Annotated in this window: 21 protein-coding genes and 1 pseudogene; 12 read left to right on the top strand and 10 right to left on the bottom strand. The window is 73.3% G+C overall.

Going from position 1 to position 23,025, the window contains the following annotated elements; all coding sequences use genetic code 11:
* Window positions 1-3: 3 nt before the first annotated feature.
* The 4 genes from ACWGIF_RS21200 to ACWGIF_RS21215 all read left to right on the top strand — a co-directional run bounded on the left by ACWGIF_RS21200 (window position 4) and on the right by ACWGIF_RS21215 (window position 2,671).
* Window positions 4-207: a cold-shock protein gene (locus ACWGIF_RS21200; RefSeq protein WP_391705659.1), complete on the top strand. Its 204-nt coding sequence runs from the start codon at window positions 4-6 to the stop codon at window positions 205-207.
* Between the two features lie 256 nt (window positions 208-463).
* Entirely contained in the window at window positions 464-754 is a 291-nt protein-coding gene (locus tag ACWGIF_RS21205) for a zinc finger domain-containing protein (RefSeq protein ID WP_453499632.1), read from the top strand.
* A gap of 313 nt (window positions 755-1,067) precedes the next feature.
* A complete protein-coding gene (locus tag ACWGIF_RS21210; RefSeq protein ID WP_453499546.1) occupies window positions 1,068-1,292 on the top strand; it encodes a hypothetical protein in 225 nt (74 codons plus the stop codon).
* 644 nt (window positions 1,293-1,936) lie between these two features.
* Entirely contained in the window at window positions 1,937-2,671 is a 735-nt protein-coding gene (locus ACWGIF_RS21215; protein ID WP_453499548.1) for a DUF4232 domain-containing protein, read from the top strand.
* Here ACWGIF_RS21215 and ACWGIF_RS21220 read toward each other — a convergent pair.
* Window positions 2,632-2,862, bottom strand: a complete 231-nt coding sequence (locus tag ACWGIF_RS21220) for a hypothetical protein (RefSeq protein ID WP_453499550.1) — start codon at window positions 2,860-2,862, stop codon at window positions 2,632-2,634. The genes ACWGIF_RS21215 and ACWGIF_RS21220 overlap by 40 nt on opposite strands.
* A gap of 459 nt (window positions 2,863-3,321) precedes the next feature.
* Here ACWGIF_RS21220 and ACWGIF_RS21225 point away from each other — a divergent pair.
* A pseudogene (locus tag ACWGIF_RS21225) lies at window positions 3,322-3,695 on the top strand (NAD-dependent DNA ligase LigA); the annotation flags it as partial.
* 197 nt (window positions 3,696-3,892) lie between these two features.
* On the opposite strand, the gene ACWGIF_RS21230 reads toward ACWGIF_RS21225, so the two are convergent.
* Complete coding sequence (locus tag ACWGIF_RS21230; RefSeq protein WP_453499552.1) at window positions 3,893-5,446, bottom strand: AMP-binding protein; 1,554 nt, start codon at window positions 5,444-5,446, stop codon at window positions 3,893-3,895.
* Between ACWGIF_RS21230 and ACWGIF_RS21235 the strand changes: the two genes are divergently transcribed.
* The gene (locus ACWGIF_RS21235; RefSeq protein WP_453499554.1) at window positions 5,445-6,206 is read left to right on the top strand and encodes a class I SAM-dependent methyltransferase; all 762 of its coding nucleotides are present in this window, start codon (window positions 5,445-5,447) and stop codon (window positions 6,204-6,206) included. The two genes, ACWGIF_RS21230 and ACWGIF_RS21235, sit on opposite strands and share 2 nt — an antisense overlap.
* Before the next feature lie 77 nt (window positions 6,207-6,283).
* Window positions 6,284-6,697, top strand: a complete 414-nt coding sequence (locus ACWGIF_RS21240) for a rodlin (protein WP_453499556.1) — start codon at window positions 6,284-6,286, stop codon at window positions 6,695-6,697.
* Between the two features lie 186 nt (window positions 6,698-6,883).
* Here ACWGIF_RS21240 and cynS read toward each other — a convergent pair whose 3' ends face one another.
* Both cynS and ACWGIF_RS21250 read right to left on the bottom strand, forming a co-directional pair.
* Window positions 6,884-7,354 (bottom strand): cyanase, encoded by a 471-nt coding sequence (cynS, locus tag ACWGIF_RS21245; RefSeq protein WP_453499558.1) that lies wholly within the window; start codon window positions 7,352-7,354, stop codon window positions 6,884-6,886.
* A gap of 72 nt (window positions 7,355-7,426) precedes the next feature.
* The gene (locus tag ACWGIF_RS21250; protein WP_453499634.1) at window positions 7,427-8,026 is read right to left on the bottom strand and encodes a carbonic anhydrase; all 600 of its coding nucleotides are present in this window, start codon (window positions 8,024-8,026) and stop codon (window positions 7,427-7,429) included.
* Between the two features lie 144 nt (window positions 8,027-8,170).
* Between ACWGIF_RS21250 and cynR the strand changes: the two genes are divergently transcribed.
* Window positions 8,171-9,130: a transcriptional regulator CynR gene (cynR, locus tag ACWGIF_RS21255; RefSeq protein WP_453499560.1), complete on the top strand. Its 960-nt coding sequence runs from the start codon at window positions 8,171-8,173 to the stop codon at window positions 9,128-9,130.
* Between the two features lie 72 nt (window positions 9,131-9,202).
* On the opposite strand, the gene ACWGIF_RS21260 is transcribed toward cynR, so the two are convergent.
* From ACWGIF_RS21260 to ACWGIF_RS21275, 4 genes are all read right to left on the bottom strand, one after another.
* A complete protein-coding gene (locus ACWGIF_RS21260) occupies window positions 9,203-10,234 on the bottom strand; it encodes an alpha/beta hydrolase (protein ID WP_453499562.1) in 1,032 nt (343 codons plus the stop codon).
* Window positions 10,235-10,413: 179 nt separating this feature from the next.
* On the bottom strand, window positions 10,414-11,370 hold the full coding sequence (locus ACWGIF_RS21265; RefSeq protein ID WP_453499564.1) for an ABC transporter ATP-binding protein: 957 nt from the start codon (window positions 11,368-11,370) through the stop codon (window positions 10,414-10,416).
* Entirely contained in the window at window positions 11,367-14,291 is a 2,925-nt protein-coding gene (locus tag ACWGIF_RS21270; protein ID WP_453499566.1) for a hypothetical protein, read from the bottom strand. The genes ACWGIF_RS21265 and ACWGIF_RS21270 overlap by 4 nt, the downstream gene beginning before the upstream one ends.
* Window positions 14,288-17,773 (bottom strand): FtsX-like permease family protein, encoded by a 3,486-nt coding sequence (locus ACWGIF_RS21275; protein WP_453499568.1) that lies wholly within the window; start codon window positions 17,771-17,773, stop codon window positions 14,288-14,290. Before ACWGIF_RS21275 ends, ACWGIF_RS21270 begins: the two co-directional genes overlap by 4 nt.
* A 180-nt stretch (window positions 17,774-17,953) precedes the next feature.
* Between ACWGIF_RS21275 and ACWGIF_RS21280 the strand changes: the two genes are divergently transcribed.
* The 3 genes from ACWGIF_RS21280 (at window position 17,954) to ku (ending at window position 20,739) form a co-directional block, all read left to right on the top strand.
* Complete coding sequence (locus ACWGIF_RS21280; RefSeq protein ID WP_453499570.1) at window positions 17,954-18,715, top strand: ABC transporter ATP-binding protein; 762 nt, start codon at window positions 17,954-17,956, stop codon at window positions 18,713-18,715.
* A gap of 168 nt (window positions 18,716-18,883) precedes the next feature.
* Window positions 18,884-19,219, top strand: coding sequence for a hypothetical protein (locus ACWGIF_RS21285; protein ID WP_453499572.1), 336 nt, complete (start codon window positions 18,884-18,886; stop codon window positions 19,217-19,219).
* 521 nt (window positions 19,220-19,740) lie between these two features.
* Window positions 19,741-20,739, top strand: coding sequence for a non-homologous end joining protein Ku (ku, locus tag ACWGIF_RS21290; RefSeq protein ID WP_453499574.1), 999 nt, complete (start codon window positions 19,741-19,743; stop codon window positions 20,737-20,739).
* Between the two features lie 249 nt (window positions 20,740-20,988).
* Here the strand turns inward: ku and ACWGIF_RS21295 are convergent, their stop codons facing one another.
* Together ACWGIF_RS21295 and ACWGIF_RS21300 are read right to left on the bottom strand one after the other, a co-directional pair.
* Window positions 20,989-21,639 carry a DUF4360 domain-containing protein gene (locus ACWGIF_RS21295; RefSeq protein WP_453499576.1) on the bottom strand — a complete coding sequence of 217 codons (651 nt, stop codon included), beginning with the start codon at window positions 21,637-21,639 and terminating at the stop codon, window positions 20,989-20,991.
* Window positions 21,640-22,038: 399 nt separating this feature from the next.
* Window positions 22,039-22,428: a response regulator gene (locus tag ACWGIF_RS21300; RefSeq protein WP_453499578.1), complete on the bottom strand. Its 390-nt coding sequence runs from the start codon at window positions 22,426-22,428 to the stop codon at window positions 22,039-22,041.
* A 97-nt stretch (window positions 22,429-22,525) separates the two neighbouring features.
* Between ACWGIF_RS21300 and ACWGIF_RS21305 the strand changes: the two genes are divergently transcribed.
* Window positions 22,526-22,828, top strand: coding sequence for a hypothetical protein (locus tag ACWGIF_RS21305; protein ID WP_453499580.1), 303 nt, complete (start codon window positions 22,526-22,528; stop codon window positions 22,826-22,828).
* Window positions 22,829-23,025 lie beyond the last annotated feature (197 nt).

The raw sequence follows: 23,025 nt of genomic DNA on the forward strand, positions 1-23,025 counted from the left end.
AGCATGGCTACAGGCACCGTGAAGTGGTTCAACGCCGAGAAGGGCTTCGGTTTCATCGAGCAGGACGGCGGCGGCCCTGACGTCTTCGCCCACTATTCGAACATCGCCGCCCAGGGCTTCCGCGAGCTGCAGGAGGGCCAGAAGGTCGAGTTCGACGTCACGCAGGGCCAGAAGGGCCCGCAGGCGGAGAACATCCGCCCGGTCTGAGCGGCTCCATCCCTCGACGCCCCGCAGGCGGCCCTCAGCTGCAGCGGGGCGTCGTCACGCTCACCTCCACCACCGCGGGCATTGTCAGTGCCCTACGTCACCATCATTGAGCAAGATCTCTCAATGTAAGGTCCGCGCGGGTCTTGAGAACCCGGACGGGTCTGCGCCTGCGGTGCCGACGCCGCCACGGCCTGGCAGTGGCACCGCTCCGAAGAAGTCCGTGCCACGGCATGGTCAGGTAGTTCGCCGCTTCTGGATGAACGAGCCGTGCCCGCGCTGCTTCGCTGTCGCGGGGAAGGACTGCGTGAACGATGACAGGTCTGGCCGAAAGCGGGTCCGACCGTCCCCTCATGACGAGCGTGTGCAGCCCATTCTCGATGCGCGCGCAGCCCAGGTTCAGAGGCGACGTGTGAGTGCATTGTCCCCGGGCTCCCCGACCGTGCCGGCCGTGGCGTGCCCCGATTGCGGAAGCGCAGCCGGTGAAGCCTGTAGATCGCCACGTGGCTCGCATCGCGGGCGGGTGGAGCGGGCTGCTGGCCGTACGTGACGCACCTGTGGTCCGGCCCGCCGATGAAGCCCTGGCCGGGCCCGGGGATGGACGCAGAGCCTTCTCTTACTGCCGTCCCGTCGGCGCCCCAGGCGGGGGTGGCGTCGAGGAGACCGGCGGTAACCCTGCCCATGGAAACACGGGAACAGGGGCCGGGAATGGCGGCGACACAGAAGCACGGGGCACAGGAACTCACGGGGCACAGGGACTGCAGAACCATCAACGCCCGCCGTCTCCTGCCTGCGGAGCCGGGTCAAGGCCGGTTGGAGCAGTACACCCTGCCAGTGATGCCCGCCTGTGGTGGCATCACGCCATGAAAGATCCCTTCTCCTCGACGGAGGTATCGACACTGCTGGCCCCAGCGGGGCGCGTGGACCGGGACGCCGCGCGACGCGCGATCGCCGACCGCGCCATCGATCGTGCCGACCTTGTGCAGCTACTCGACGTGCTCGGCCTGTGGCCCCGCGATGATCCCCCCGCCCCGGGCACGGCCGGCACGTCGCCGGATTCCGGGCGGGGCAAGGACCTGCCGGACTGACCACCGCTGCTTTCATCACTGCGTCGTACGCAGGTGGACCCAGGCGAAGGCGTGCTGTACCACCCACCGAGCCTTGCCCAGGCCCGATCAGGGGATCGTGCCAGGTCGCTTCACCGGACAACGGCATCCGGCGCCTGGGCTGGGCCTACGACCCCCTCCGGTACAACCGGGTCGAATCCGAAACCCTCAGTGGGAGTTGTTGCCGGGGCTCGGTGTCCGTGTCCGCCCTGCCGCCGGTCGAGGTACAGTCACGCCGGTCGGTCGGCACAGGCCGACGCGCGTGCCGCTGCTCATCGCTGCGTCCGGCGGGTGCGGCGGGCGCCGGCGAGGTGGAGCACATTGTCGTTGGGGACCCGGGGCGAGCTGTCGAGATTGACGGAGTGGCTGCGCAGCATCGAGACCAGATGCCGACCGACCCACGGGGCTTCGGTCGAAAACGCTTTGCCCGGTGGGTGTGCCGCGGTCGGTACGGTGATTGGTCCGACTGTCGGTCCGGGAATTGGTCCTGCGGTCGGTTCGGTGGGCCGTCGGTCGCCCGGGGGCGCCGGGTGTAGGTGTCGCTCCCCGCTCACCGGACCGCGTAGATCATATTGTTTGCCGTTCGGGCGGCGTCCGTCCGAACGTACGAGACGGGGAGTTCCACCATGCCCATCCACCGGAGCCGTGCTGCGGCCCTTGCCACCGCCGTCGGGTTCGTCCTGGCACTGACCGGCTGCGGGGGCGACGGGAGCAGCGGCACGGACGGGGAGCTCAAGGCGCCGACGGCCGGCACGGGCACGCCGGCCGCTTCCGGCACGCCGGCCGCTTCCGGTACGGCGTCGGCGACTCCGACGGCAGCCGGTCCGAGCGGCACCGGCGATCCGGCGGGCGCCGCCGGCCCGACGCCGACGGGCCCCGACGGCAAGGGGAAGTCGACCGGCGGCGCCGACGCGACCACCGAGGACGCCTACGCTTACACCCACCCCTGTTCCGCCAGGAACCTCACCGTCAAGGTCACCTCGCCGCAGGGCTTCCCGGCGACCGTCCGGGTCGTCACGGTGACCAACAACGGTTCCACCACGTGCGGCCTCGACTTCCACCCCGCCGTCGGCTTCAGCGCCAAGGGCACCGCCCTCGGCATCCAGGCCACGCCGCCCGAGGGTCTGGGCGGCGCGCCGGCGCACCCCGTGCGGCCCGGGGCGACCACGTACGCGGCGGTGGACCTCAACCCGTCGGGCGGCGGCGGTCCCGTGGCCGACGAGATCAACATCCTGGCCGACCCGAGCCACATGCCGAACGCCGACGGCGTCAGCCTGCCGCTCGCCACCACGGGTACCGTCGCCAAGCCGAGGGTCGGGCTCTACCACTTCACCGCGCGCGACTCGTTCGACACCCTCTGACCGGGCGCGGCGCGGCTGCCCCGCAGGTCAGGTGGTGTCCTGCGGGACCGCGTCCAAGGCGCCGCGCGGGTGGCCGGGAGGGCAGGGTGGTTCGGGCCGAGGAGTTCCTCCTCGTCGGCCAGCAACTCGGTGAGTTCGGTCGCCGCGCGGGCCGGTTCGCCGACCGCCGTACGCCAACGGGCCAGGTCCATGCGGGGGCTCCGGGCCCATCACGCGCAGGCGGTCGGAGAGCACCGGTTCCAGCAGGGCACCGCCTTGGCCGGGTCGCCGGCGCGTCCGGTCCAATCGGCGATGCGTGCGCAGGCCGTTGCCGTTTCCGCCCTGTGCCGCAGGGCGGCTCGGTTGCCTGCCGCGGCAGGCGGGGTCGGGCGGTGGCGTTGTCAGTGCGGGGCAGGATGATGACTTCCATGACCGGAAACAGTCCCCTGCTCTATCCCGCCGCCTGCGTGGAGGCCGTGACCACCGCCGTGGCGGCTTCGGCCGCCTACTACGGCGACGTCACCACCCCGCTCGGTGACGACGAGTACGACGGGCTGCTGCGCGCCATCGCGGCCTACGAGGAGGCCCATCCGGACGAGGTGCTTGCCGAGTCGCCGACCGGGAAGGTGGCAGGCGGGGTCGTGCAGGGTGACGTCCCGCACTCGGTGCCGATGCTCTCCCTCGACAACGTCTTCGACGCCGACGAGCTCGCCGAGTGGGCCGCAGGGCTGGAACGGCGTCTCGGGCACCCTGTGGCCGGGTGGTGTGTGGAGCCGAAGCTCGACGGCCTCGCGGTGGCCGCCCGGTACCGGGGTGGTCGGCTCGTTCAGGTCCTCACCCGTGGCGACGGCTTGGCCGGCGAGGACATCACCCACGCCGCCGACGCCGTCCTCGGTCTGCCGCCGGTACTCACCAAGCCGATTTTGACGTCGAGTTGCGGGGTGAGGTGCTGCTGACGACCGCGCAGTTCGAGGAAGCCAACCGGATCCTGCTCGCCCACGAGGCCACGCCCTTCGCGCACCCGCGCAGCGGAGCGGCCGGCACCCTGCGGGCCAAGGACCGCCCCTACCGGATCGAGTTGACCTTCTTCGCCCACAGCGCGATCGGCCTGGACGACCTCGGCCACGTCGCTCTGCTGGACAACCTGGCCGCGCTCGGCGCGAACACGGCCGCGAGCACGGCCGCCGCCCCCATGGCAAAGGCTCCGCGGCTCCGAGCCCCGGCCCCTTGGCCCCCGTCCACCTACACGTCCCCGGCGCCCCCGCCCGCAGCCCGTTCCCGCAGCCGCCGCTTGTCCGGCTTGCCCCGCGCGGTCAGAGGGATCGTCCGCTCCCAGAACACCGCGGTCGGCCGGTGCGCCCGGGCCAGCTCCTTCTCCACCAGGTCGCAGGCCTCACCGGCCACGTCCGCGCCGGGCGTACACCCCGCCGCCGGTACCAGGAAGGCGCACACCTCCTCGCCCGTCAGGTCGCTGTGCCGGCCCACGACAACGGCCTGCGCCACGGCGGGATGCCGGGTGAGCGCCGCCTCGACCGGTACGCAGTACACGTTGTCACCGTCGACCATGACCACGTCCTTGACCCGGTCGTCGAGATACAGATGGCCGCCCTCGTCGAAGTGCCCGAGGTCCCCCGTCCGCAGCCAGCCGTCCCGCAGCACCTCGGCCGTCAGCCCGGGCCGGCCCCAGTACCCGGTCATCATCGCCTCCGACCGCATCCACACCTCGCCCGTGCGTCCGGGCGCCACCACCGCGCCCTGCGCGTCGCGCACCTCGACCTGCACCCCCGCGACGGGCCGCCCGACCGACGCCAGCAGCTCCGGCCGGCCGGCCACGGCCGCATCGTGGTCGGCTGGGGAGAGCCGACAGATCACCGCGGCCTCGTTCATGCCGTAGCCCTGCCGCCACCGGCCGCCCCAGCGGGTCACCGCCTCCCGCAGCCGTTCCGGGTGGACGGGCGAATCGCCGTACGACACCACCTCCAGCCCCGGCACACCGTATGCGGTGACCGGATCGTCCAGCAGCCGGTACACCATCGAAGTCGTCAAGTACGTGGACACCGGGCCCAGGCGCAGGCAGGCGGCCGCGAACTCCCGTGGCCCGAAAGGCTCGAGGATCTCCACCCGCCCCCCGGCCCGCCACTGCTCCAGGCATCGCCCGCCGGACCGCTGCGCCAGCGAGGTGACCGACAGGTGGACCGCCTGAGCCCAGCCCGCCGGCCGTACGGCGTTCCGCGCGGCCATCGCGCCGAAGGTGGAGGCCACCCCCTTGGGCAGTCCGGTGGTTCCGCCCGTGTACGTCACCCGCGCCACGTCGTCCTCCCGCGCCCGTACGGACACCTCCGTCGCCTCGACGTGGGCGGCCCGCCGGACCAGTTCGTCCAAACCGAGCCGGGGCGCCCCGGTGCCGGGCACCGGCACATCGTGCACGACCAGATCCGGCCGGCAGTCCCGCAGGATGAAGTCCAGCCCGTGCAGGGCCGGTCCGGCGAGCACCTGGGTCAGCCGGGCGCCCTGAAGATGCGCGGCGATCCGTACCAGCAGCACTTCCGGCCGATTCGCGCCCGTCACACAGGCCAGCCCCGAGCCGGGCCCGATCCCCTCCTCGGCGAGGACCCCGGCCAGCCGGCAGGCTTCGTCCAGTACCTCCCGGAACCCCATGACGACCGGGCCGGCCCCGAGCGCCGGCCGCTCCGCGTACCGTTCCAACGCCCCGACCAGTTCCGTGACATACCGTGCGGCCCGCATGTGCGACTGTCCCTCCGCGCCGATCCGGGACACCGGCATCATGGACGCCATGACGAACGAATCCCGTGCTCGTTCCTTCAGCTCCGCCGCCGCACGCTACGCGGCCCACCGTCCCTCGTACCCTCCCGCGCTCTTCGACACGCTGACCGAACTGGCCGGCTTTTCGCTGGTCGGTGCACGTGTCGCCGATGTCGGGGCGGGCACGGGAATCGCCACCGCCCTGCTGGAGGCGCGCGGCGCGCGCGTGGTCGGAGTGGAGCCGGGTGAGGGCATGGCCGCGGAGTTCCGGCGCCGCAGTCCCCGGACCCCGCTCGTCCGCGCGGACGGCAACCGGCTGCCGCTGGCGTCGGGTTGCCTGGACCTGCTGACGTACGCGCAGTCCTGGCACTGGACCGACCCGGCCCGTGCCGTCCCCGAGGCACTGCGGGTTCTGCGCCCCGGTGGGGCGCTGGCCGTCTGGCAGAACGACCCGGACGTCATCGTCGGATGGATCGCGGATCAGCACCAGCGCATCGAGGAGCGGTTCGGGCCGGGCTGGTACGTCAACGAGCGGGCCCGCTCGCAGGAAGGGCTGCGCTTCACCGTGCGCCGCCTCCCGTGGTCGCGCCGCGTCCCGGTCGACACACATCTGGCCAAGCTGTCCACGCACTCCCTCTTCCTCGTCGGCGAGCCCGGCACGGACGCCTTCCTCGCCGACGAACGCGCCCTCCTCATGGGCCGGTTCGCGGACGGATGGGTGGAGGAGCACTACGTCGTCGAGCTGAGCGTGGCGGTGCGCGGACGGGACGTGCAAGAGGGGCTGATCGGGTGAAGCAGCGGAACCTGCCGTCGCCCCGGACGTTGATCAGGACGCTCATCACCATGCACTCGTGCGACAGAAGGATCACGATGTTCAAGAAGATCATGGCCACCGCCGCCGTCACCGCCTCGATCGTAGGCGCGGGCGCCGCCATGGCCGCCCCGGCCATGGCCATCGGCAACGACAACGGGGTCAACACCGTCAACGGCAATGGTGCGCAGCAGATCTACGGCAACCAGAAGACCCACGGCGACCTGAGCCCGCAGCTCGGCCTGGTCCAGGGCACGCTGAACAAGCCCTGCATCGGCCTGCCCGCCAAGGTCAACGCCCAGTCCCTGTTCGCGGTCCTCGCCAACATCGGGGTCCAGGACGTCAACGTCCTGTCCAACCCGCAGAACCAGCAGTGCACCGAGAACTCCACCCAGGCCAAGGGCGACGAGCCGCTTTCGCACATCCTGGAGAACATCCCGGTCCTGTCGGGCAACCTCTCCGCCGGCAGCTGACGCAGCCCCTTTGCGAGCCGGGGCCTCCGACGCCTGCGCGAGTGCCCACGGGGCCCCGGCTTGTTCCACCCGGATCCGCGGATCCGCCGTTGTACTGGCGCGCGCCGGCCGAGCGGCCGTCACCGTGGGCACCGAACCGTACGACACAGAGCCTCCTGCCCGACCGGGCCGGAGGCTCTTGTGATGTCAGAAAGGCCGCGTCGGAAGGTACTTGCCGTCGAGGGTGATGACGGCGCGCTCTCCGCCCTCGGGGTCGGCAACCTTCTTGACGTCCAGCCTGAAATTGATCGCGCTGATGATGCCGTCGCCGAACTGTTCGTGGACCAGTGCCTTCAGGGTGGTCCCGTACACCTGAAGCATCTCGTGGAAGCGGTAGAGCGTCGGGTCGGCCGGCATGCCACCCTGGTGGGAGCCGCGGGCCGGGATCGTCTGCAGGAGCAGCACCGCGTCCCCGTCGAGGTCCAGCAGCTCGCCGACCGCCTGCGCCGCCGTCTGCGGCAGGGCGTGCTGGCCGAGCAGGGCGGCGGTGACGAAGGCGACCGACAGGCCGGTGGTGTCGGCGAGTTGCTGCCAGGTGAGGTCCTTGCGGGTCTTGGCGTCGACGACGGCGGCGGCCAGGGCCTGGCGGGCGGAGGGGTCGAGCTGTGCGTGCGTCATGAGACGTGCCCTTCGGGGGAGTGGATGAGGGGGAGGGGGACGGGGAGGGAGGGAAGGGAGAGCGGGGCGTGATCAGGCTGGGGCGGCGGCCGGGCGGCTCGCGTCGGGGCCGAGCTCCGCGACTGCGCCGGAGCGGATGTCGTAGACCCAGCCGCGCAGGGTGAGGGTCCCCGCGGCCTGCGCGCGGGCGACCGACGGGTGGGTGGCCAGGTTCGCGAGCTGGGCGCGTACGTTCTCGCGGATGAGCGCGGACAGCCGGTCCGGGCCCGCTCCCGCGTCCGCGGTACGGGCCACCGAGGCGTCCGCCTGCCGCAGCCAGCCCGCCACCGAGGAGGCGCCACTCAGGTCCCGGCCCTCGGCCAGGGCGGTCATCGCCCCGCAGGCGGAGTGCCCGCACACGACGATGCCGGTGACACCGAGGACGGCGACGGCGTACTCGATGCTGGCCGCGACCCCGTCCGGGCCCGCCGCGTGGGCGGGGACGAGGTTCCCGGCGGTGCGGACGACGAACAGCTCGCCCGGCTCGCTCTGGGTGATCAGCTCCGGCACCACTCGGGCGTCCGAGCAGCCGATGAACAAGGTCGTCGGCCGGTGAGTCTCGGCGAGACGGGCGAAGAGCCGGGTTTTGGCCGGGAACACCTCGCGCTGGAAGCGCGCGAGGCCGTCCGCCAGATCGTGGGGGCCTGCTGCACGGTCACTCCCTCTGTTGGGATGCGCCCTGTCGGGCTTGGCCTGACTCACCCTGCCTGACCTGTGGGTATTGTGTCCAAGACGCAATATCCATGGCTCCTATCGATCACATCTATAGTGGTCCCCATGGCCGTGGAACTGCGTCACCTGCGCTACCTGATCGCCGTCGCCGAACACGGCAGCTTCACCCGCGCCGCCGAAGAGCTGCGCATCTCCCAGCCCACCCTGTCCCAGCAGGTGAAGCAGCTCGAACGCAGCGTCGGCGTCCAGCTGTTGGACCGGTCCGGGCGCGCCGTACGGCTGACGGACGCCGGCGCGACGTACGTCCCCTACGCACGCGGCGTCCTACGGGACCTCGCGACCGCCGAGCGGGCCGTCATGGACCTGGCCGACCTCTCGCGCGGCCACCTGCGCCTCGGGCTGACCCCCACCTTCACCGCGTACCTCGTCGGTCCGCTCGTCGCCGCGCTGCACGCCGCCCACCCCGGCATCAGCGTCGAGGTCCGGGAGATGCCTCAGGACCGTATCGAAGCCGGCCTGCTCGCCGACGAACACGACCTCGGCCTCGCCTTCCAGGGGCCGCACCTGCCCGGTATCGAGGCGACCGCCCTGTTCACCGAGACGCTCGGCCTGGTCACCGCCGCCGACGCGGATCCGGATTCAGGTACGGACCCGGGTCCCCTGCCCGTACGTGACCTGGCGACGCGCCGACTGGCCCTGCTCAGCGGGGACTTCGCCACCCGCGGGCACGTCGACGCCTACCTCGCCGCCCACGGCGTCCGGCCGGACATCGCGGTCGAGGCCCACTCCGTCCAGGCGCTCACGGAGATCGTCCGGCGCACCTCCCTGGCCACCGTCCTGCCCGAAGCCGTCACCCACGATCACCCGTACCTGCGCCCCGTCCGGCTCGACCCCGCCCTCCCGTCCCGCACGGTCACCCTGCTCCGCCGTGAGAGCGCCTACGAGAGCGCCGCGTCCCGGGCCTTCACCGAACTCACCACCCGCCTGATCCACGCCCGCGGCTACCTCCCGGCGCAGCCGGGGTCCGCTCAGGCGGCTGCAGACGCGTCGGCGGCCGCGCCGTGAGCTTGCGGGCCCCGGCGGAGCGGCCCGGGCGGCTGCGACTCCCCCTGACGCGCTGCTGTCGCCCTCATGTGCTCAACACGCGGGTCCGCTGCTCCCGTCCGACCGTCCGAGGACGCGCTGAAGCCACCGGAAGCGGGCGCTGCGGGCGTCCTGACTGAGAGCCGCGTCCGGTGCGAAGGTGTCGAAGCCGTGGAAGGCACCGGGCCATACGTGGAGTTCGGCTTGGCCGCCGGCCTGCCAGATCGCGTTGGCGTAGGCCACGTCCTCGTCCCGGAAGGTCTCCGCCGACCCGACCTCGATGTAGGCCGGGGGCAGCCGCGACAGGTCCGTCGCGCGGGCGGGGGCGGCGTAGGGCGGCAAATCCGCGGCGCCGTACCGGTCGCCCAGCAGCGCCCGCCACGCGGTGGCGTTGGAGGTCCGGTCCCAGATGCCGCAGCCCGCCATCTGGTGGCTGGAGAAGGTGGCGTTGCGGTCGTCGAGCATCGGGCACAGGAGCAGCTGCCCGATCGGTGCGGGCCCGCCCCGGTCGCGGGTCAGCAGGGCGAGCGCCGCGGCCAGCCCGCCGCCGGCGCTCTTTCCGCCGATGATGATCCGGTCCGCGTCGATGCCCAGCTCGTCCGCTTGCTCGGCCACCCGGACGAGCCCGGCGTAACAGTCCTCCACCGGTCCGGGGTACTGCACCCGGGGTGCCAGCCGGTACTCGACGGAGACGACGGCCAGCTCCAGCGGGAGAGCCCATTCGCGAAGCGCCTGCGGTAGCACGGACCAGGCATCGCCCATGATCATGCCGCCGCCGTGCATGTAGTACAGCAGCGGCAGGGTGCCGGTGAGCCCTGCGGGCCGTGCGCTCACGAGCGTGACGTCCGGATCGCCGGGTGCTCCCGGCACCCGCAGTTCGTCCACCTCGAAGCGGCCGTCGGCCCGGAGGTCCCCGACCGAGGGCCTGGGCCGGGCGGCGGCATCCTTCTCCAGCCGGGCCACGAGGTTCTCCGGGGTGAACGGCGCCCGCGCCTCGTCCCCCAAGGCATCCAGTGCCACGGCCAGTTCGGGGTCGAAGGGCGGCGGCTGCCGGGCCGCCGAGGCGGGCCCGGGCTCCGACGTCATCCCCCCGGCGTTCACGACAGGCCGTCCCGCCGTACGGGGGAACACCGGCGGCCTGCCCGACCGGGACAGCCCGTCAGTAGGTCCATGCGGGAAGAGCGCGGCGCGAGGTCCATGCGCCGTAGTCAACCACCGCCCGAGCACAGGCCGCACCCGCGCCGCGCGGGTCCCGGACCGGCGGCTCAGCTCCGGTCCGGGCGCAGTTCGATGCGGTCCGGGGCCAGGTCGACCGCCACGCGGTGCTCCATGCCGAGGGCCTCCAGGAACTTCGGGGGGAGCTGGACGCGGCCGGAGCGGTCCAGGACGACGTACTCGCGTTCGCTGATCGATTCCTCGCCGTGCTCGTCGGTGACCAGGCGGCGCAGGACCTCGCTGCTGGTGCGGCCGTCGCGGATCGCCACCGTGCGGCGGACCTCGCCGGCCACCATGGGGTCGTGCGTCACGATGACCACCGTCACGCCGAGCTCCTTGTTCACGGTGCGGAAGGTCTCGAAGACCGCCGCGGCCGTCTCGGAGTCCAGCTCGCCCGTGGGTTCGTCGGCCAGCAGCACCCTGGGGTCGTTCGCCATCGCCACGGCGATCGCGACGCGCTGCTGCTGACCACCGGACAGTTCCGCCGGACGCCGGTGCGCCAGATCACCGATCCCGAGGGCGTCCAGGATCTCCGCGACGCGGGCGGAGCGGCGTGCGCCCGCGCCGCGGCGGAAGCCGCCCCCCTTCAACTGCATCGGCAGGGCGACGTTCTGGGCGGCCGTCAGGAACGGCAGCAGGTTGCGGGCCGTCTGCTGGAAGACGAACCCGACCGCTTCCCGCCGGTAGCGCAGCCGGTCCCGCGCCGACAGTTCCAGCAGGTCGTAGCCTGCGACCGACGCACTGCCCGCCGACGGGACGTCCAGGCCCGCCAGAATGTTCAGGAGGGTGGACTTGCCGCTGCCCGAGGCTCCTACGAGGGCCACCAGATCGCCCTGGGTGACCGTCAGTTCCAGCCCCTGAAGGGCCTGCACCTCGACGCCGTCCGTGCTGAAGATCCGGACCAGGCGGTCGCAGGCGATCGCGGCGTCCGCCGCCGGGGTGCGGGGCTCCGCGGCGGCCGTCGCCCGGCGGCGCAGCTCCTCGTACGTCGGCTGATCGCTGTTCAACGCTGGTCTCCCGCTCTCAACTCGGTGGTGATCTGCCGTCGCCCGGATGTCGCCGCCTCGGCGAGTACGGCCGCGGCGACCAGGGCGGCCAGGCCCACGGCCTGGGTCAGTACGGGCCACGTCGTGAGCCGTACACCGGTCGGCACGCTCGCGCCGACGAGGGTGGACAGGTCCATCGCCGGACCCAGCAGCGCCACGGCGGCCGTCGCCACCAGGGCACCGCCCAGCGCAGCGGCCAGGGTCTGCGGCAGGGTCTCGGCGAGGATCAGCGCCACACCCTGCCGGCGCCGCAACCCCATGGTCCGCAGCCGGGCCAGCAGCGCCGCGCGTTCGGGGACGGTCCGCATCAGCGTCAGCAGGACGGCCAGCAGCGCGAAGCCGGCCGCTCCGGCCACGGAGGCCCAGAAGAGGCGCTCCGCCGATCGCTGCAGCGGATCGGCGCCGAGATCGGCGACGGCCTCGGCGCTGGTGCTCACGGGATACACCTCGTCGACCGGGTTCGCCCCGGAAGCCGGATCCTGCCCCTCGGCCGGTGCAGGTGCCGTTGCGGGCGGCGCAGCCGGCGCGGGGAGTGCGGCCCGGACCAGGGCGCGCAGCCGGTCCCCGTCGACGGAACCGAGGCCGAACCAGCGGTTCGGATGGTCGGTGCCGCCGATGAGGGCCGTCGCGGGGCCCGCCGGCAGGACGACGGTCGCCGCGCCGGGAGCCGGCAGGGCCGGGGTGCAGTCGATGACGCCGGTGACCCGGGCCCGCACCTCTCCGCCGTCGCCGGGCCGCACCACGTACGAGCCCGGCGCGGCCTTCTGTGCCAGGCCGGTGCTGAAGAGCGCGGGGACCGGGGCGTCGCCGGACTGCGCGCCGCCTCCGGTCAGCAGGGCGGGGTCGAAGGGGCCGCAACCGAGGACACGGGACAGCTCCGCGTATGCGGCCGGCTCGGCGACGATCACGGTGACCTGGGTGGAGCCCTGATCGGTGCCGATGATGGAGGAGTCGTGGTCGATCCACAGCGGCACGGACGTCCGTACGCCCGGCAGATCGCCCGCGGCCTGCGCGAGCCCGTCCGGGAGCGGCGACTTCCCGGACGCGGAGATCGCCGCGTCACCGCCGACCGTCAGCCGGGCGACCGTCAGCCTGTTCGCATCCACCGACTGCAGGACGGCAGCCCCGAACCCACCGGTGGTGATGGCGAGGAGCAGCGCGACCGTCGGCAGGACGGAGGGTCCGCTCCGGCCGCGGGTGTACGTCCCCCTCGCCCCCGAGCCGCGGGCGGCCCGCGCCAGCCCGAGGAACCCGACGAGCCCGGAGCTGCGGCCGGCCGCCCGCGCGAGCCAGCCGGTCAGCACCGGCTGAAGGCGGGCCAGCAGCAGCCCCCCGCACAGTGCGAGCATCAGCGGAGCCGCGATCAGCAGTGGGTCCGGGTCGCTGCCGGCCGGGGCGACCCCGCGGCGGCGGACCTCCAGTACGGCGGCGCCCGTGGCGGTGAGGACGACCAGTTCGGCCACGGGCCTGCGCCACCGCGCGGCCGGGCGGGGCGGGGACAGCAGCACGGCGGCCCGGACCGGGAACGCCAGCAGCACGAGCAGCGCGACGGCAGCGGCCCACAGCAGCGCGGGTGCGAGCCGGGGTGTGGGCAACAGCAGCACGGCGAGCGCGGTGGCGGCCGCGGCCGCCGGGAGCACCGTGACGGCGCCCTCCCCGAGGAGCCGGCCGACTATGCCCGCGCGCGAGCCGCCCCGCGCCAGCAGCAGCCGCAGCTCGGCGTCCCGGCGGTCCCCGGCGAGCGCGCCGGCCAGGCACAGGACGACGAAGGCGACCCCGCCGACTCCGGCGGGGCCGATCGCGGTGAGCGGCGCCGCGGCCTGCCTGCGGGCATGGGCCTGCTCGAACAGCTCGGGCAGCCACGACGTGGTCCGCAGCCGCTGGCGGTTGGTCTCCCGGGCGAGGGTGGCGGCGGTGGGCCCGGCGACGTACGAGGCGATCTCCTCCCTCGTGGCGTCGAGCCGGTCGGCCCGCAGGCCGCCGACGTCCACCGGCAGCCGCCAGAAGTCCTCGGCGGTGCGGTCCCAGGTGTCGATCCGCTCCAGGTCCCCGCCCCCGATCAGGGCGTCGACGTCCCAGGCGAGGTTCTCGCCGACGTAGCGCGCGCAGGCCCGGGTGATGCAGTCCAGGTCCACCCAGAAGTCCTCGGTCTCGTCGGGGACCGCGTAGAGACCGACGACCTCCACGGACGGCGTGCCGTCGAACAGGGGCTTGCTCTTCAGGACGGACCCGAGTCGGGCGCCGAGCGTCTCGGCGGCGCGTTGTGAGAGGGCGACCTGCAGGGGCGCCGGCTCCGCTGGGGCGCCCTGGGGGGTACCCGGGGCCGTGCCTCCGGCAGACGCGCTGCCGGCAGGGGCGCTGCTCGGCCAGCGCCCCTCCACCAGCTTCACGTGGGCCTCCGCCTGGCGGACGTACAGCAGGGACATGCTGGGCGGGAGCCCGGAGGGCCGGGACAGTTCCGGATTCAGCAGCGGCTGCCGCTTGGTGGTCCGCGTGCCGTGGACCACCGTGGCCGGGTCGACGCGGAACGTGTCGCCGGTACGGGCGAGCAGGCTGTTCAGCGTCGCGTCCAGAGTCTGGGGGCTCTCCCCGGACACCGCGGCCGGCGCGGTCACCCGCAGGCTGGTGTTGGTCGGCCCGCTGCGGTCGAGGAAGGACCTCAGGGCCCGGTCGGCTCCCCGGTCCTGGGCCCGCGGCAGCGCGGCGGCCAGCAGGACGGCGACGAACGCCAGTGCGGCGGCGAGCAGGGTGCCCAGCGGAGCCGCGCGCAACCGGGTCCTGACCCACGGCGCGGGCCGGGGCCCGGGCGGCGGGGTGGCGGCGGCCGGTGGTGGTGGGGTGGCGGCCTGCGGCGGTGTGGCGGAGGGCGGCAGGGTGGTCACATCTCCTCCACGGGGCGCAGCCGGGCGGCGATGTCGCGGCCCCGGGGGCCGCTGAGCGCGGCCGACAGCAGGGGAACGGCGGCCACTGCGGCGGCCGTCAGCAGGGTCTGCCAGAACGGCATGTCCACCTGTACGGGCGGGAACGGCCGCCCGGCGGAGGGGGTGAGCACGACCAGCGGCGCCATCAGGTGGACGAGGGCGACACCCAGTCCGGTCCCGACCGCGGTCCCGATGACGATCAGCACCCCGCCCTCGGCGGCGGCCGCCAGCGCCAGCGACCGGCGCGGCGTGCCGAGCGCGAGCAGGACCGAGAACTCCCGGCCGCGCACGCGCCGTTCCGCGGCGGAGGAGGTCGCGAAGCCGATGGCCGCCAGGACCGCGCAGGCGAGCGCGAGGGCGGCCAGCGCGCCCTGCGGGCCGGCGCTCAGCGGGTCGTCCAGCAGGCGCGCGGTGATGTCCTCGCGCAGCTGGACGCGTTCGGTCCTGGCCCCCTCGCGCAGCTCGGCCGCCGCGCGGGCCGGATCCGGGTCGGCGGCGGAGGTGGCGGGAAGCCACCACTCGGTGGGCAGGACCGGCTGCTGACCGGCCGACTCCAGCAGGAACCGGCCGAGGGTGTGCAGGTCGACGGCGAGGGCCGTCCGTCCGACCACGGGGAGGGAGTCCACGGCGGCGGTGATGCGCACGGGGACGGTCGCGCCGTCCAGGGTGACGGGGACCGTCTCCCCCACGGAGGCGCCCATGGACCGCAGGTAGCGGGTGGTGGCGACGGCCGGGACCGCGGCGGCGGGGGGCGCGGCGGGCGTCGGGAAGAGCACGGCGTTGACGCCCTTCTCGGTGCCCAGCCCGCCCCAGTAGCGCAGTCGCAGCAGGTCGGCGGACCCGGCCGGGACGGGGGACAGCGCGGGGGCCCGCAGGGAGCGGGGCCCCTGTGGGGGCGCCGACTGCCAGCGGGCCGTGTCCGCGGGACCGGGCGCGGAGATGCCTACGGCGGCGCCGTCCGCGGTGTCGGATACGGCGATCCGGCGCACGGTCAGTTCGCTGCCGTCGCCCGCGGGACCGCTCTCCCCGGCGTACGAGAGGCGTATCCCCGCCAAGGTCAGCGGGGCCGCGGCCGAACCGACCGGGGCTCCGGTCAGCGAGTCCAGGAGGTACGGGAGGGTGGCGTCGCCGCCGGGGGGCAGCGTGACCGACGGGGTCGCGTGGGTCGCTCCGAACCGGTCGCGCAGCAGCAGGCTCACGGCGGCCCAGCTCGTACCGGCGGGCCGTATCGTCACGTCGAGGTCGATCCGGCGGGGGGAGCCGGGCAGGCCGACCCCGGGGCCGGCAGCGGGAGCGGTGGCTGCTCCGGCGGGTCCGGCGGTACCGGCGGGTCCCGTGGCACCGGTGGTACCTGCAACTCCAGTGGTACCTGCAACTCCAGTGGTACCTGCGACTCCACTGGTACGTGCGACTCTGGTGGCACCGGTGGCACCGGTGGCACCGTTGGCGCCTGCGGATCCCGCGGCACCGGCGGCGCCGGAGCCCGCCCGGGCGTTCGGGTCACCGGCGGCCAGCGGGGCGAACAGCTCCCGCATCCCGTGCCCGCCGCGCAGGTCCGCGCGCAGCGGTACCCCGTCGCCCACCTTGGCGGCGTCCAGCGCGACGATGTCGGCGTTGCCCCCGCCCGGCAGCTGCTGCGCCCGGCGGAACACCGGAATCAGGCGGTCCGCGCCCGGCAGCGCCCCGTAACGTCCCCCCTGCCCCATCGGGGGCATGCTGATCCCGGAGATCCGCAGGCCGCCCGCGGTCGCGAAGTCGGCCTGGTCGCGCTGGGACGCGGTCCAGGCGGTGTGCTGCCCCAGGGCCAGGACCCCGCTGGAGACGGCGAGGACGAGCAGCAGGACGGGCCCGGTGGCCCGGCCGGGCCGTCGGGCGAGCTGCCAGCCGAACAGGGCCGGGGCCAGGCTCCGGCCACGCGCGGCCAGCCGTCCGCCGGCCCGCGCCGCGAATGGCAGGAGCCGCAGCACCAGCAGCGTGCCTCCGCACAGGGCGAGCGCCGGGGCGGCGACCAGAACCGGGTCGACGCCGAGACCGCCGTCGGCGGGGGAGTGGGGCGCGGGGGCGTCCGTCCCCCCGTACTGCGCCAGCTGCTGGTAGCCGAGGACGGCGAGGGACACCACGGCCAGGTCAACGCTGGAGCGGGCGGCGCCCGTCACCAGGGCCTGCCTGCTGCCGACGCGGCGCAGTACGGCGGCCGAGGCGCCGCGGAAGAAGGAGGGCAGGGTCGTCAGGAGGACGCACGCGAGAGCGCAGCCGGCCGCGACCGGCCAGACCGGCCAGGTGTCCGTGATCTCCAGACGGACCCGCCCGACCGGTCCGAACCGGCCGAAGAGGCGCAGCAGGGGCGGTGTGAGCAGCGGTGCCAGGACCGCCGCGGGCAGGGCGAGCAGCAGCGACTCGGCCGCGCTGAGCGCGCGGAGGCGTCGGCGGGAGGCGCCGCGTGCGGTGAGCAGCACGCGCTCCGGCTCCTGGCGGACCATCAGGATGTGGGAGACGAGGAGCAGGGCGGCGGTCGAGAGGACGGCGAGCTGGAGCGCGCCTGCCAGCAGGGTGGACCGGGCGACCAGCAAGCCGGAGTCCAACTCGGCAAGCAGCTGGGGGAGTTCGGTCGCGGTCCGCAGTGAGGTGGCGCCCTCGAGGGAGACCGCCGCGGGGTTCGTCGCGGTCCGGATCGCCTCGGCCTCGGACGCGCGGATGGTGCGCAGGTCCGGGGTCAGCAGCGTGAGGCGGTAGTTCTGCAGGAGGCCGCCGGTCGTGAAGGCGCTGTCGTCGACCAGGAGCGGGCCGTAGGTGGCGAAGGTGTCGGCCTGGATCTCCCGGCCGCCGAGGGGGTCGAGCCGCCAGTACCCGGCGTCCGGATCGGCGGCCCGGTACACGCCGGTGACCAGCACGGTCAACGGCGGACCGCCGAACCGGTCGTCCAGCCGGACCGGTGCGGGCAGCGAGGACTCGGCCAGGCCGAGCCGTACCAGCGCCGCGCGCGGCACGGCCACCTGCGTCGGTGCCGTCGGGGCGCCGGCCGGGGCGGCGGCGACCGGCCCGGGCCATTCACCGGCCAGCAGGTGTACGTGCTTTCGGTCGAGCGCGGCGAGCAGGGTCAGGTCGGCGTCGCGGCCCGATGCGGGAGCGCCGGGCAGCCCGTACGACCGGCTGCGGGCCAACGTCTCGGAGGCCACCGGAAGCCGCCCGAACGCTTCGCGCGCGAAGGCCCGGACGGACTCGTCGTCCTGGGTGCGGGATGAGGCGGGATGACCGCTCGTGATCACGACGGCGGTCCGGGCCTGTTCCGGTCCGGTCAGGGCCCGCCGAAGCCCCTCCTCCCCCACGCCACGGGTGAACGCCGTCAGCGCGGTCAGCGCGGTCGCGGTGATCAGTACGGTGAGCAGCACGGCGACTGCGAGCGGCCATCGCCCGCGCAGTCGGCGCACGACGAAGCCGAGCACGTGTTGAGTTCCTCCCCCGTCCGGACCCTCGGTACCGGATAGCGGACGATGCTTTCAGATGTGAGCGATAGAGGGAAGGGGCTTGCGTGATGGGTGTGACAGGTGCGCAAATGCGATCAGAAATGACGTGACGCGGGGCCTGGCGCTCCGCGCGGACCACGCAACGGGGGAGTACACGCGATGAGGGAGCAGTGGGAACCGGAGGCGCTCGCGGCGGCGCGGGAGGGCGACGGTACGCCGATCGTGGTGGTGGACGACGTACGCCACAGCTTCGGCAGCGGCCCGCAGGCCGTCCACGCCCTGCGCGGCGTGTCCTTCGAGGTCCGCCGGGGCGAACTCACCGCCCTCAGGGGCCGCTCTGGCTCCGGCAAGACCACCCTGCTGAACCTCGTCGGCGGCCTCGACACCCCGACCGGCGGCCGGATCACCCTCGACGGCACCGATCTGGCCGCCCTCGACGAGCCGGGCCTGCTCGCCCTGCGCCGTGACCGCATCGGCTTCGTCTTCCAGTCCTTCGGCCTGATCCCCGTCCTCACCGCCGCTGAGAACGTCGGCGTACCGATGCGCCTGCGCCGCATCCCCGCCAAGGAGCGCGAGGAACGCGCCCGGACCCTGCTCGCCCTGGTCGGCCTCGCGGACCATGCCGAGCAGCGCCCCGGCGAGCTCTCCGGCGGCCAGCAGCAGCGCGTCGCGGTGGCCCGAGCCCTGGCCAACGACCCCGACCTGATCATCGCGGACGAACCCACGGGCCAGCTCGACTCGGAGACCGGGCGGTCGATCATGGAACTGCTGCGCGCGGTGGTGCGCAGCGAGTCCGTCACCATCCTCGTGGCCACCCACGACCCCAACCTGATCGAACTCGCCGACCGGGTCGTGGAACTCCGCGACGGCGGCATCGTCGGCCCCGCCACCCCCACCGACCCGACCGCCAGGGGCGCGTAGCGGAGTCACCGCACTCCAGGGCACCGCACCGCACCGCACCGCAGGGCGGTGCTGCCCGACGCGGCCGGCCAAGACGCTCCCGCAGTCACGGGACGGCCTCGGGTCCGGGCTTATCCTCGGAGGTGTTCCCCGCCCGCATCGGGCGAGCGCGTGACGACGGGAGGGGGCGTGACGACACCCTGGGTACCGGCGTCCTGCACGCTGCCCACCACCGAGCAGCCGCTGCGTGTCGCGGAGTTCGACTCGCTCTTCGCCGAGCGGCTGGCCGGTTCGTCCCGGCCGGACCGGCTGAGGCTGGAGATGCTGCTCACCGGTGGTCCGGGCGTGGAGGACAGGGTGCGCGACCTGGTGGCCCGTGAGAGCGAGTGCTGCTCGTTCTTCACCTTCACCATCACCCCCGGCCCGGAGCAGGTCCGTCTCGAGGTCGAGGTCGACAGTGCACATGAGGCGGTGCTGGACGCCTTGCACGAGCACGCGACGTACATCGCCACCCACCAGCCGTGATGCCCTCGGTGGGCTGTCGCCCGCGGGCTGCGTGTCCTTGCACGGGCCGTCCGTGCAGCGACCGTCCCGACTGCTCTGAGACGGACAGGACGCTCCCCGGCGTCCTCACACCAGCGCCGTCTCGAGGCTCGCCGGCGAGAAGAAGTGGGCGGGCGAGGTGACTCCCGCCGCCACCCTGGCGAAGCGGTCCATGGTCCGGCCGCTGCGCTACCTAAGGGCATACGACAACCCACCGCCCGGCCGTGGGTCGGCCCGGGCGACGTGAAGGCCGGTGCCGGGCGGATGGCACGAGGGCGGGGCAGTGGAGAGGGCACCCCGCGGCGACCGAACGGCACACAGAGTGATCGGGCGGACGAGCCGTCGGCATGTGCCATAGGTGGCAGCGGGGCGGGTAGGTTCCCGGTACGGGGTGCGGTCTGGCCATCCAGGCTGCGACGGGGCCGCACCCCGGCCGGCCTCGCCTTTCGGGCGGGGCGCTCGGTGGACGCCTCGGGGCCGGAGTTTCGAGGGTGGTGGACATCATGGCGCGTCCCGTGTGGGCCGGCGTCCTGAGCTTCGGCCTGGTCAGCCTCCCGGTCGGCCTCTACACGGCTACGGACAGTCATGCGATCCATTTCCACCAGCTGCAGCGCGGCACCTCCGACCGGATCCGAAACCGGCGCGTGAACGAACGGACAGGCAAGGAGGTCGACCTCGACGACATCGTCAAGGGCTTTGACGCCGGTGACGAGTACGTACTGGTCGAACCCTCGGAGCTGGACGAGATCGCCCCCGGCCGCTCGCAGTCCCTGGACATCACCGGCTTCGTCGACCTCGACCAGGTCGATCCGATCTTCTTCGACAAGACCTACTACCTGGGCCCGAGGGGCAAGGAGTACGGCAAGGTGTACGCACTCCTGGAGAAGGCCCTGGCCAAGGCCAACCGGGCCGGCATCGCCACCTTCGTCATGCGCGGCCGCGAGTACCTGGTGGCGCTCAAGGCGGACGACGACCACCGCATCCTGACGGTGCACACCCTCCACTGGGCGGACGAGATCCGCGATCCCGACAAGGAGATCCCCGATCTGCCCGGCGCCATGAAGGTCGCCGAGCGGGAAATGACGATGGCCGAGCAGCTGATCAGCTCTCTCTCCATGGACTGGGATCCCGAGACCTTCCGCGACACCTTCCAGGAGAAGGTCGCCGCCCTCATCGAGGCGAAGAAGACCGGCGAGACCGTCGAGAAGGCCGAACCCCCGGCCAAGGCCACCGGCACCGTCGACCTCATGGAGGCTCTGCGCGCCAGTGTCGAGCAGGCCCGCAGCCCCAAGGACACCCGTGAGAAGGCCAGCACCGCGGCAGGCGCGCGGAAGAAGAAGGCTGCACCGGCGAAGAAGCGGGTCACCTCCGAAGCGGCGTCGCTTCGGTCGCTGACGAAGGCCGAGCTCTACAAGAAGGCCGCGGCCGCGCACGTTCCCGGGCGTTCCACGATGACGCACGACCAGCTCGCAGACGCCCTGACGAACCGTTCGCGCTCGTGAGGGGCGTGCGTCACGGACACCCCGAGACCCCTGCCCCCGGACAACCACTGACGGCCCTCGGCCCGATGATCACCTGGCTCCGGGCATCCGCCTCCCCTCTGCGCGTGGGGGCGCGGAGAGGGGAGGCGGGCGGAGGGGGCGGGCCCGAGGTGCGGGCGGTCCTGAGCCCGTCCTAGTGGTCGGCGGTGCGGCCGGTGTCCCGCTCCGGGCGCGCCGCGCGGGTCCGGGTGGCGCGCTCGGGGGCGTGGATCACTTGCCGGGGCACTCCTTCCAGGCCAGGTGGTAGACGGTGTTGATGGAGCCGTCGGTGGAGTCCATGGTCATGTAACTGGTGGCACCGGGAGCGGAGGTGCCCCTGCTGACGCGCAGTTCGGTGTTGATGTTGAAGTTCCGCTGAACGCCGCACGGCGCCCAGACCAGTTGAGCCCAGTCGGTCACGTCGGTGGCCTGCCAGTTGTCCTCCTGCGGGCCGGTGAACGTGTGGGTGCGCGCCGCGGTGTCCGGCGAGCCCTGGAAGTAGTACGAGGCCTTCTCCGTGGCCTTGGCACCCGGCGCCAGCGAGGCGTAGCCCCGGTAGTCGGCGCTGGCGATCGCATAGGTGAAGCCGTGGGGGACGTGCACGATCAGGCTGAGCTGGCAGTTCTTGCGCGCCGCGGTGGGCGGGGCGCCGCCACCGACCTGGGCGAGGTACTCGCTGTAGGTCACGGTGAACGCCGTGTTGTCCTGGGACACCGCGACTTCCGCGGTGTCCTTGGGGCATCCGGATCCGTTCACGGTGGCGACTTCGATCACGATGCGGTCGGGCGGCGGGTCCACGATGGTGGAGGGGGCGGCTTGCGTGGGCAGGGTGGCGGTGAGCAGGACGCCGATCGCGCCGCTCATGAGAAGTCCACCGGACATTTATCTCCAATCCACTGCTTAGGTACCGGGCGGCGCGCAGGCGCTGCCTGTGTGCCGCAGGGTGGGGGGTGCGGCCGGCCAGAGCGGGGCCGGGTCGTCACAGACCGGTGCGCGGGATGGAACGGGTGAGCAGATGCGGGCTTGCGGATCTGCGGATCTGCGGGCATGCGGGCGCATGTGCGGTGAGCACCCGGTCGGTGAAGACCGGGTGCCCGAATCGTAGGAACCCTTCGCGGGACGGACCAGGGCGATGTCCGGCCAATCGCGCCGCCCGGCTCCGGACCGGCGGGATCCGGCCGCACGCCGGGGAGCGCCGGCGTGAGGCGGGCCGTCGCCGGGAAGCGTTCCGGTCGCCCTGCGGAGGCGGAGGCGGATGCGTGCCGAGGCGGATCCGGAGGATCAGGCGGCGTCGGGCCGGGCGAGACGTTCGACGCGGGCCAGGAACTCGGTGGGGTGGAACGGCTTGGCGAGGCAATCGCTCACACCGGCCTCCAGGGCGCGGACCGTGCACTCCGGGTCCGCGGGCGGCAGCGCGAGGATCGGCACGCGCCCGTGATCGGGGTGCCGGCGGATCTCCTCGAACATCGCCACCTCGTCCAGACCCGGCCCGGTGCGCTCGCAGATCACCAGGTCGATGGGGGCGGCGCCGCCCAGCAGAGCGATGGCGTCCACGCCGCTGCCGCCGTCGACCACGACGAACCCCCGGCCCACGAGGAGGCGCTCCAACAGGTTCCGCAAAGTGCGGTCCTTCGCCACAAGGAGGATCCTGCTCGGGGAATCGCCGCTCATCGTGTTCCTCTTCGTCTGTGTGTGGGGTCCCGCAGAGCGTACGAGGTGGGGCGTGTGCCCGCCCGCTCCGGGGCACCTGATCAGGTAGCTTCGAGACATGACCACTGAGCCGCAGAGCTTCGAGATCCTGCTGGTGCCCGAGCACATCGAGAACCTGCGCGGAGCCTCCGCCGCGGACAGGGCCTTGCGGTCGGCCCTGGTCGAGGCGACCGGCGAACGGGGCGCCTCCGGTTACCCCCGCTACCGCGGGGAGGGCGTGGAAGCCGACATCGACCCGGCGACGCGTACGGTCGAGGCCCTGCTCGTCGACGGTGCGGAGCTGGACTACGGCCTGATCGCCATGATCGCCCCCGAGGGCGGCCGGGACGGCCGGGGTACCCGTCGACGGTCCTCCTCGTAGCCGTCGCAGCGGACATGTCGAGATCAGGCGCCGCAGGAGCGGACATGTCGAGATCAGGCCGCAGGAGCGGTCGGCCGACGTCTCCTGTCGATTCCCGCTGATGCCGGTCGATGCCGGTCGGGTTGGCCCTGTGTTCGACCGGCTCGATCGCTCCACGACCGCTGTCGGTCACGTGATCAGGATCCGGGGCATGCGCA

The sequence above is a fragment of the Streptomyces sp. NPDC054849 genome (genome assembly GCF_053610945.1).

What these genes read in the sequence shown, in the direction of transcription:
- ACWGIF_RS21200 (WP_391705659.1), top strand. Translation starts at nt 4, where the DNA reads ATGGCTACAGGCACCGTGAAGTGGTTCAACGCCGAGAAGGGCTTCGGT.
- ACWGIF_RS21205 (WP_453499632.1), top strand. Translation starts at nt 464, where the DNA reads ATGAACGAGCCGTGCCCGCGCTGCTTCGCTGTCGCGGGGAAGGACTGC.
- ACWGIF_RS21210 (WP_453499546.1), top strand. Translation starts at nt 1,068, where the DNA reads ATGAAAGATCCCTTCTCCTCGACGGAGGTATCGACACTGCTGGCCCCA.
- ACWGIF_RS21215 (WP_453499548.1), top strand. Translation starts at nt 1,937, where the DNA reads ATGCCCATCCACCGGAGCCGTGCTGCGGCCCTTGCCACCGCCGTCGGG.
- ACWGIF_RS21220 (WP_453499550.1), bottom strand. Translation starts at nt 2,862, where the DNA reads ATGGACCTGGCCCGTTGGCGTACGGCGGTCGGCGAACCGGCCCGCGCG.
- ACWGIF_RS21235 (WP_453499554.1), top strand. Translation starts at nt 5,445, where the DNA reads ATGACGAACGAATCCCGTGCTCGTTCCTTCAGCTCCGCCGCCGCACGC.
- ACWGIF_RS21230 (WP_453499552.1), bottom strand. Translation starts at nt 5,446, where the DNA reads ATGGCGTCCATGATGCCGGTGTCCCGGATCGGCGCGGAGGGACAGTCG.
- ACWGIF_RS21240 (WP_453499556.1), top strand. Translation starts at nt 6,284, where the DNA reads ATGTTCAAGAAGATCATGGCCACCGCCGCCGTCACCGCCTCGATCGTA.
- cynS (WP_453499558.1), bottom strand. Translation starts at nt 7,354, where the DNA reads ATGACGCACGCACAGCTCGACCCCTCCGCCCGCCAGGCCCTGGCCGCC.
- cynR (WP_453499560.1), top strand. Translation starts at nt 8,171, where the DNA reads ATGGCCGTGGAACTGCGTCACCTGCGCTACCTGATCGCCGTCGCCGAA.
- ACWGIF_RS21260 (WP_453499562.1), bottom strand. Translation starts at nt 10,234, where the DNA reads ATGACGTCGGAGCCCGGGCCCGCCTCGGCGGCCCGGCAGCCGCCGCCC.
- ACWGIF_RS21280 (WP_453499570.1), top strand. Translation starts at nt 17,954, where the DNA reads ATGAGGGAGCAGTGGGAACCGGAGGCGCTCGCGGCGGCGCGGGAGGGC.
- ku (WP_453499574.1), top strand. Translation starts at nt 19,741, where the DNA reads ATGGCGCGTCCCGTGTGGGCCGGCGTCCTGAGCTTCGGCCTGGTCAGC.
- ACWGIF_RS21295 (WP_453499576.1), bottom strand. Translation starts at nt 21,639, where the DNA reads ATGTCCGGTGGACTTCTCATGAGCGGCGCGATCGGCGTCCTGCTCACC.
- ACWGIF_RS21300 (WP_453499578.1), bottom strand. Translation starts at nt 22,428, where the DNA reads ATGAGCGGCGATTCCCCGAGCAGGATCCTCCTTGTGGCGAAGGACCGC.
- ACWGIF_RS21305 (WP_453499580.1), top strand. Translation starts at nt 22,526, where the DNA reads ATGACCACTGAGCCGCAGAGCTTCGAGATCCTGCTGGTGCCCGAGCAC.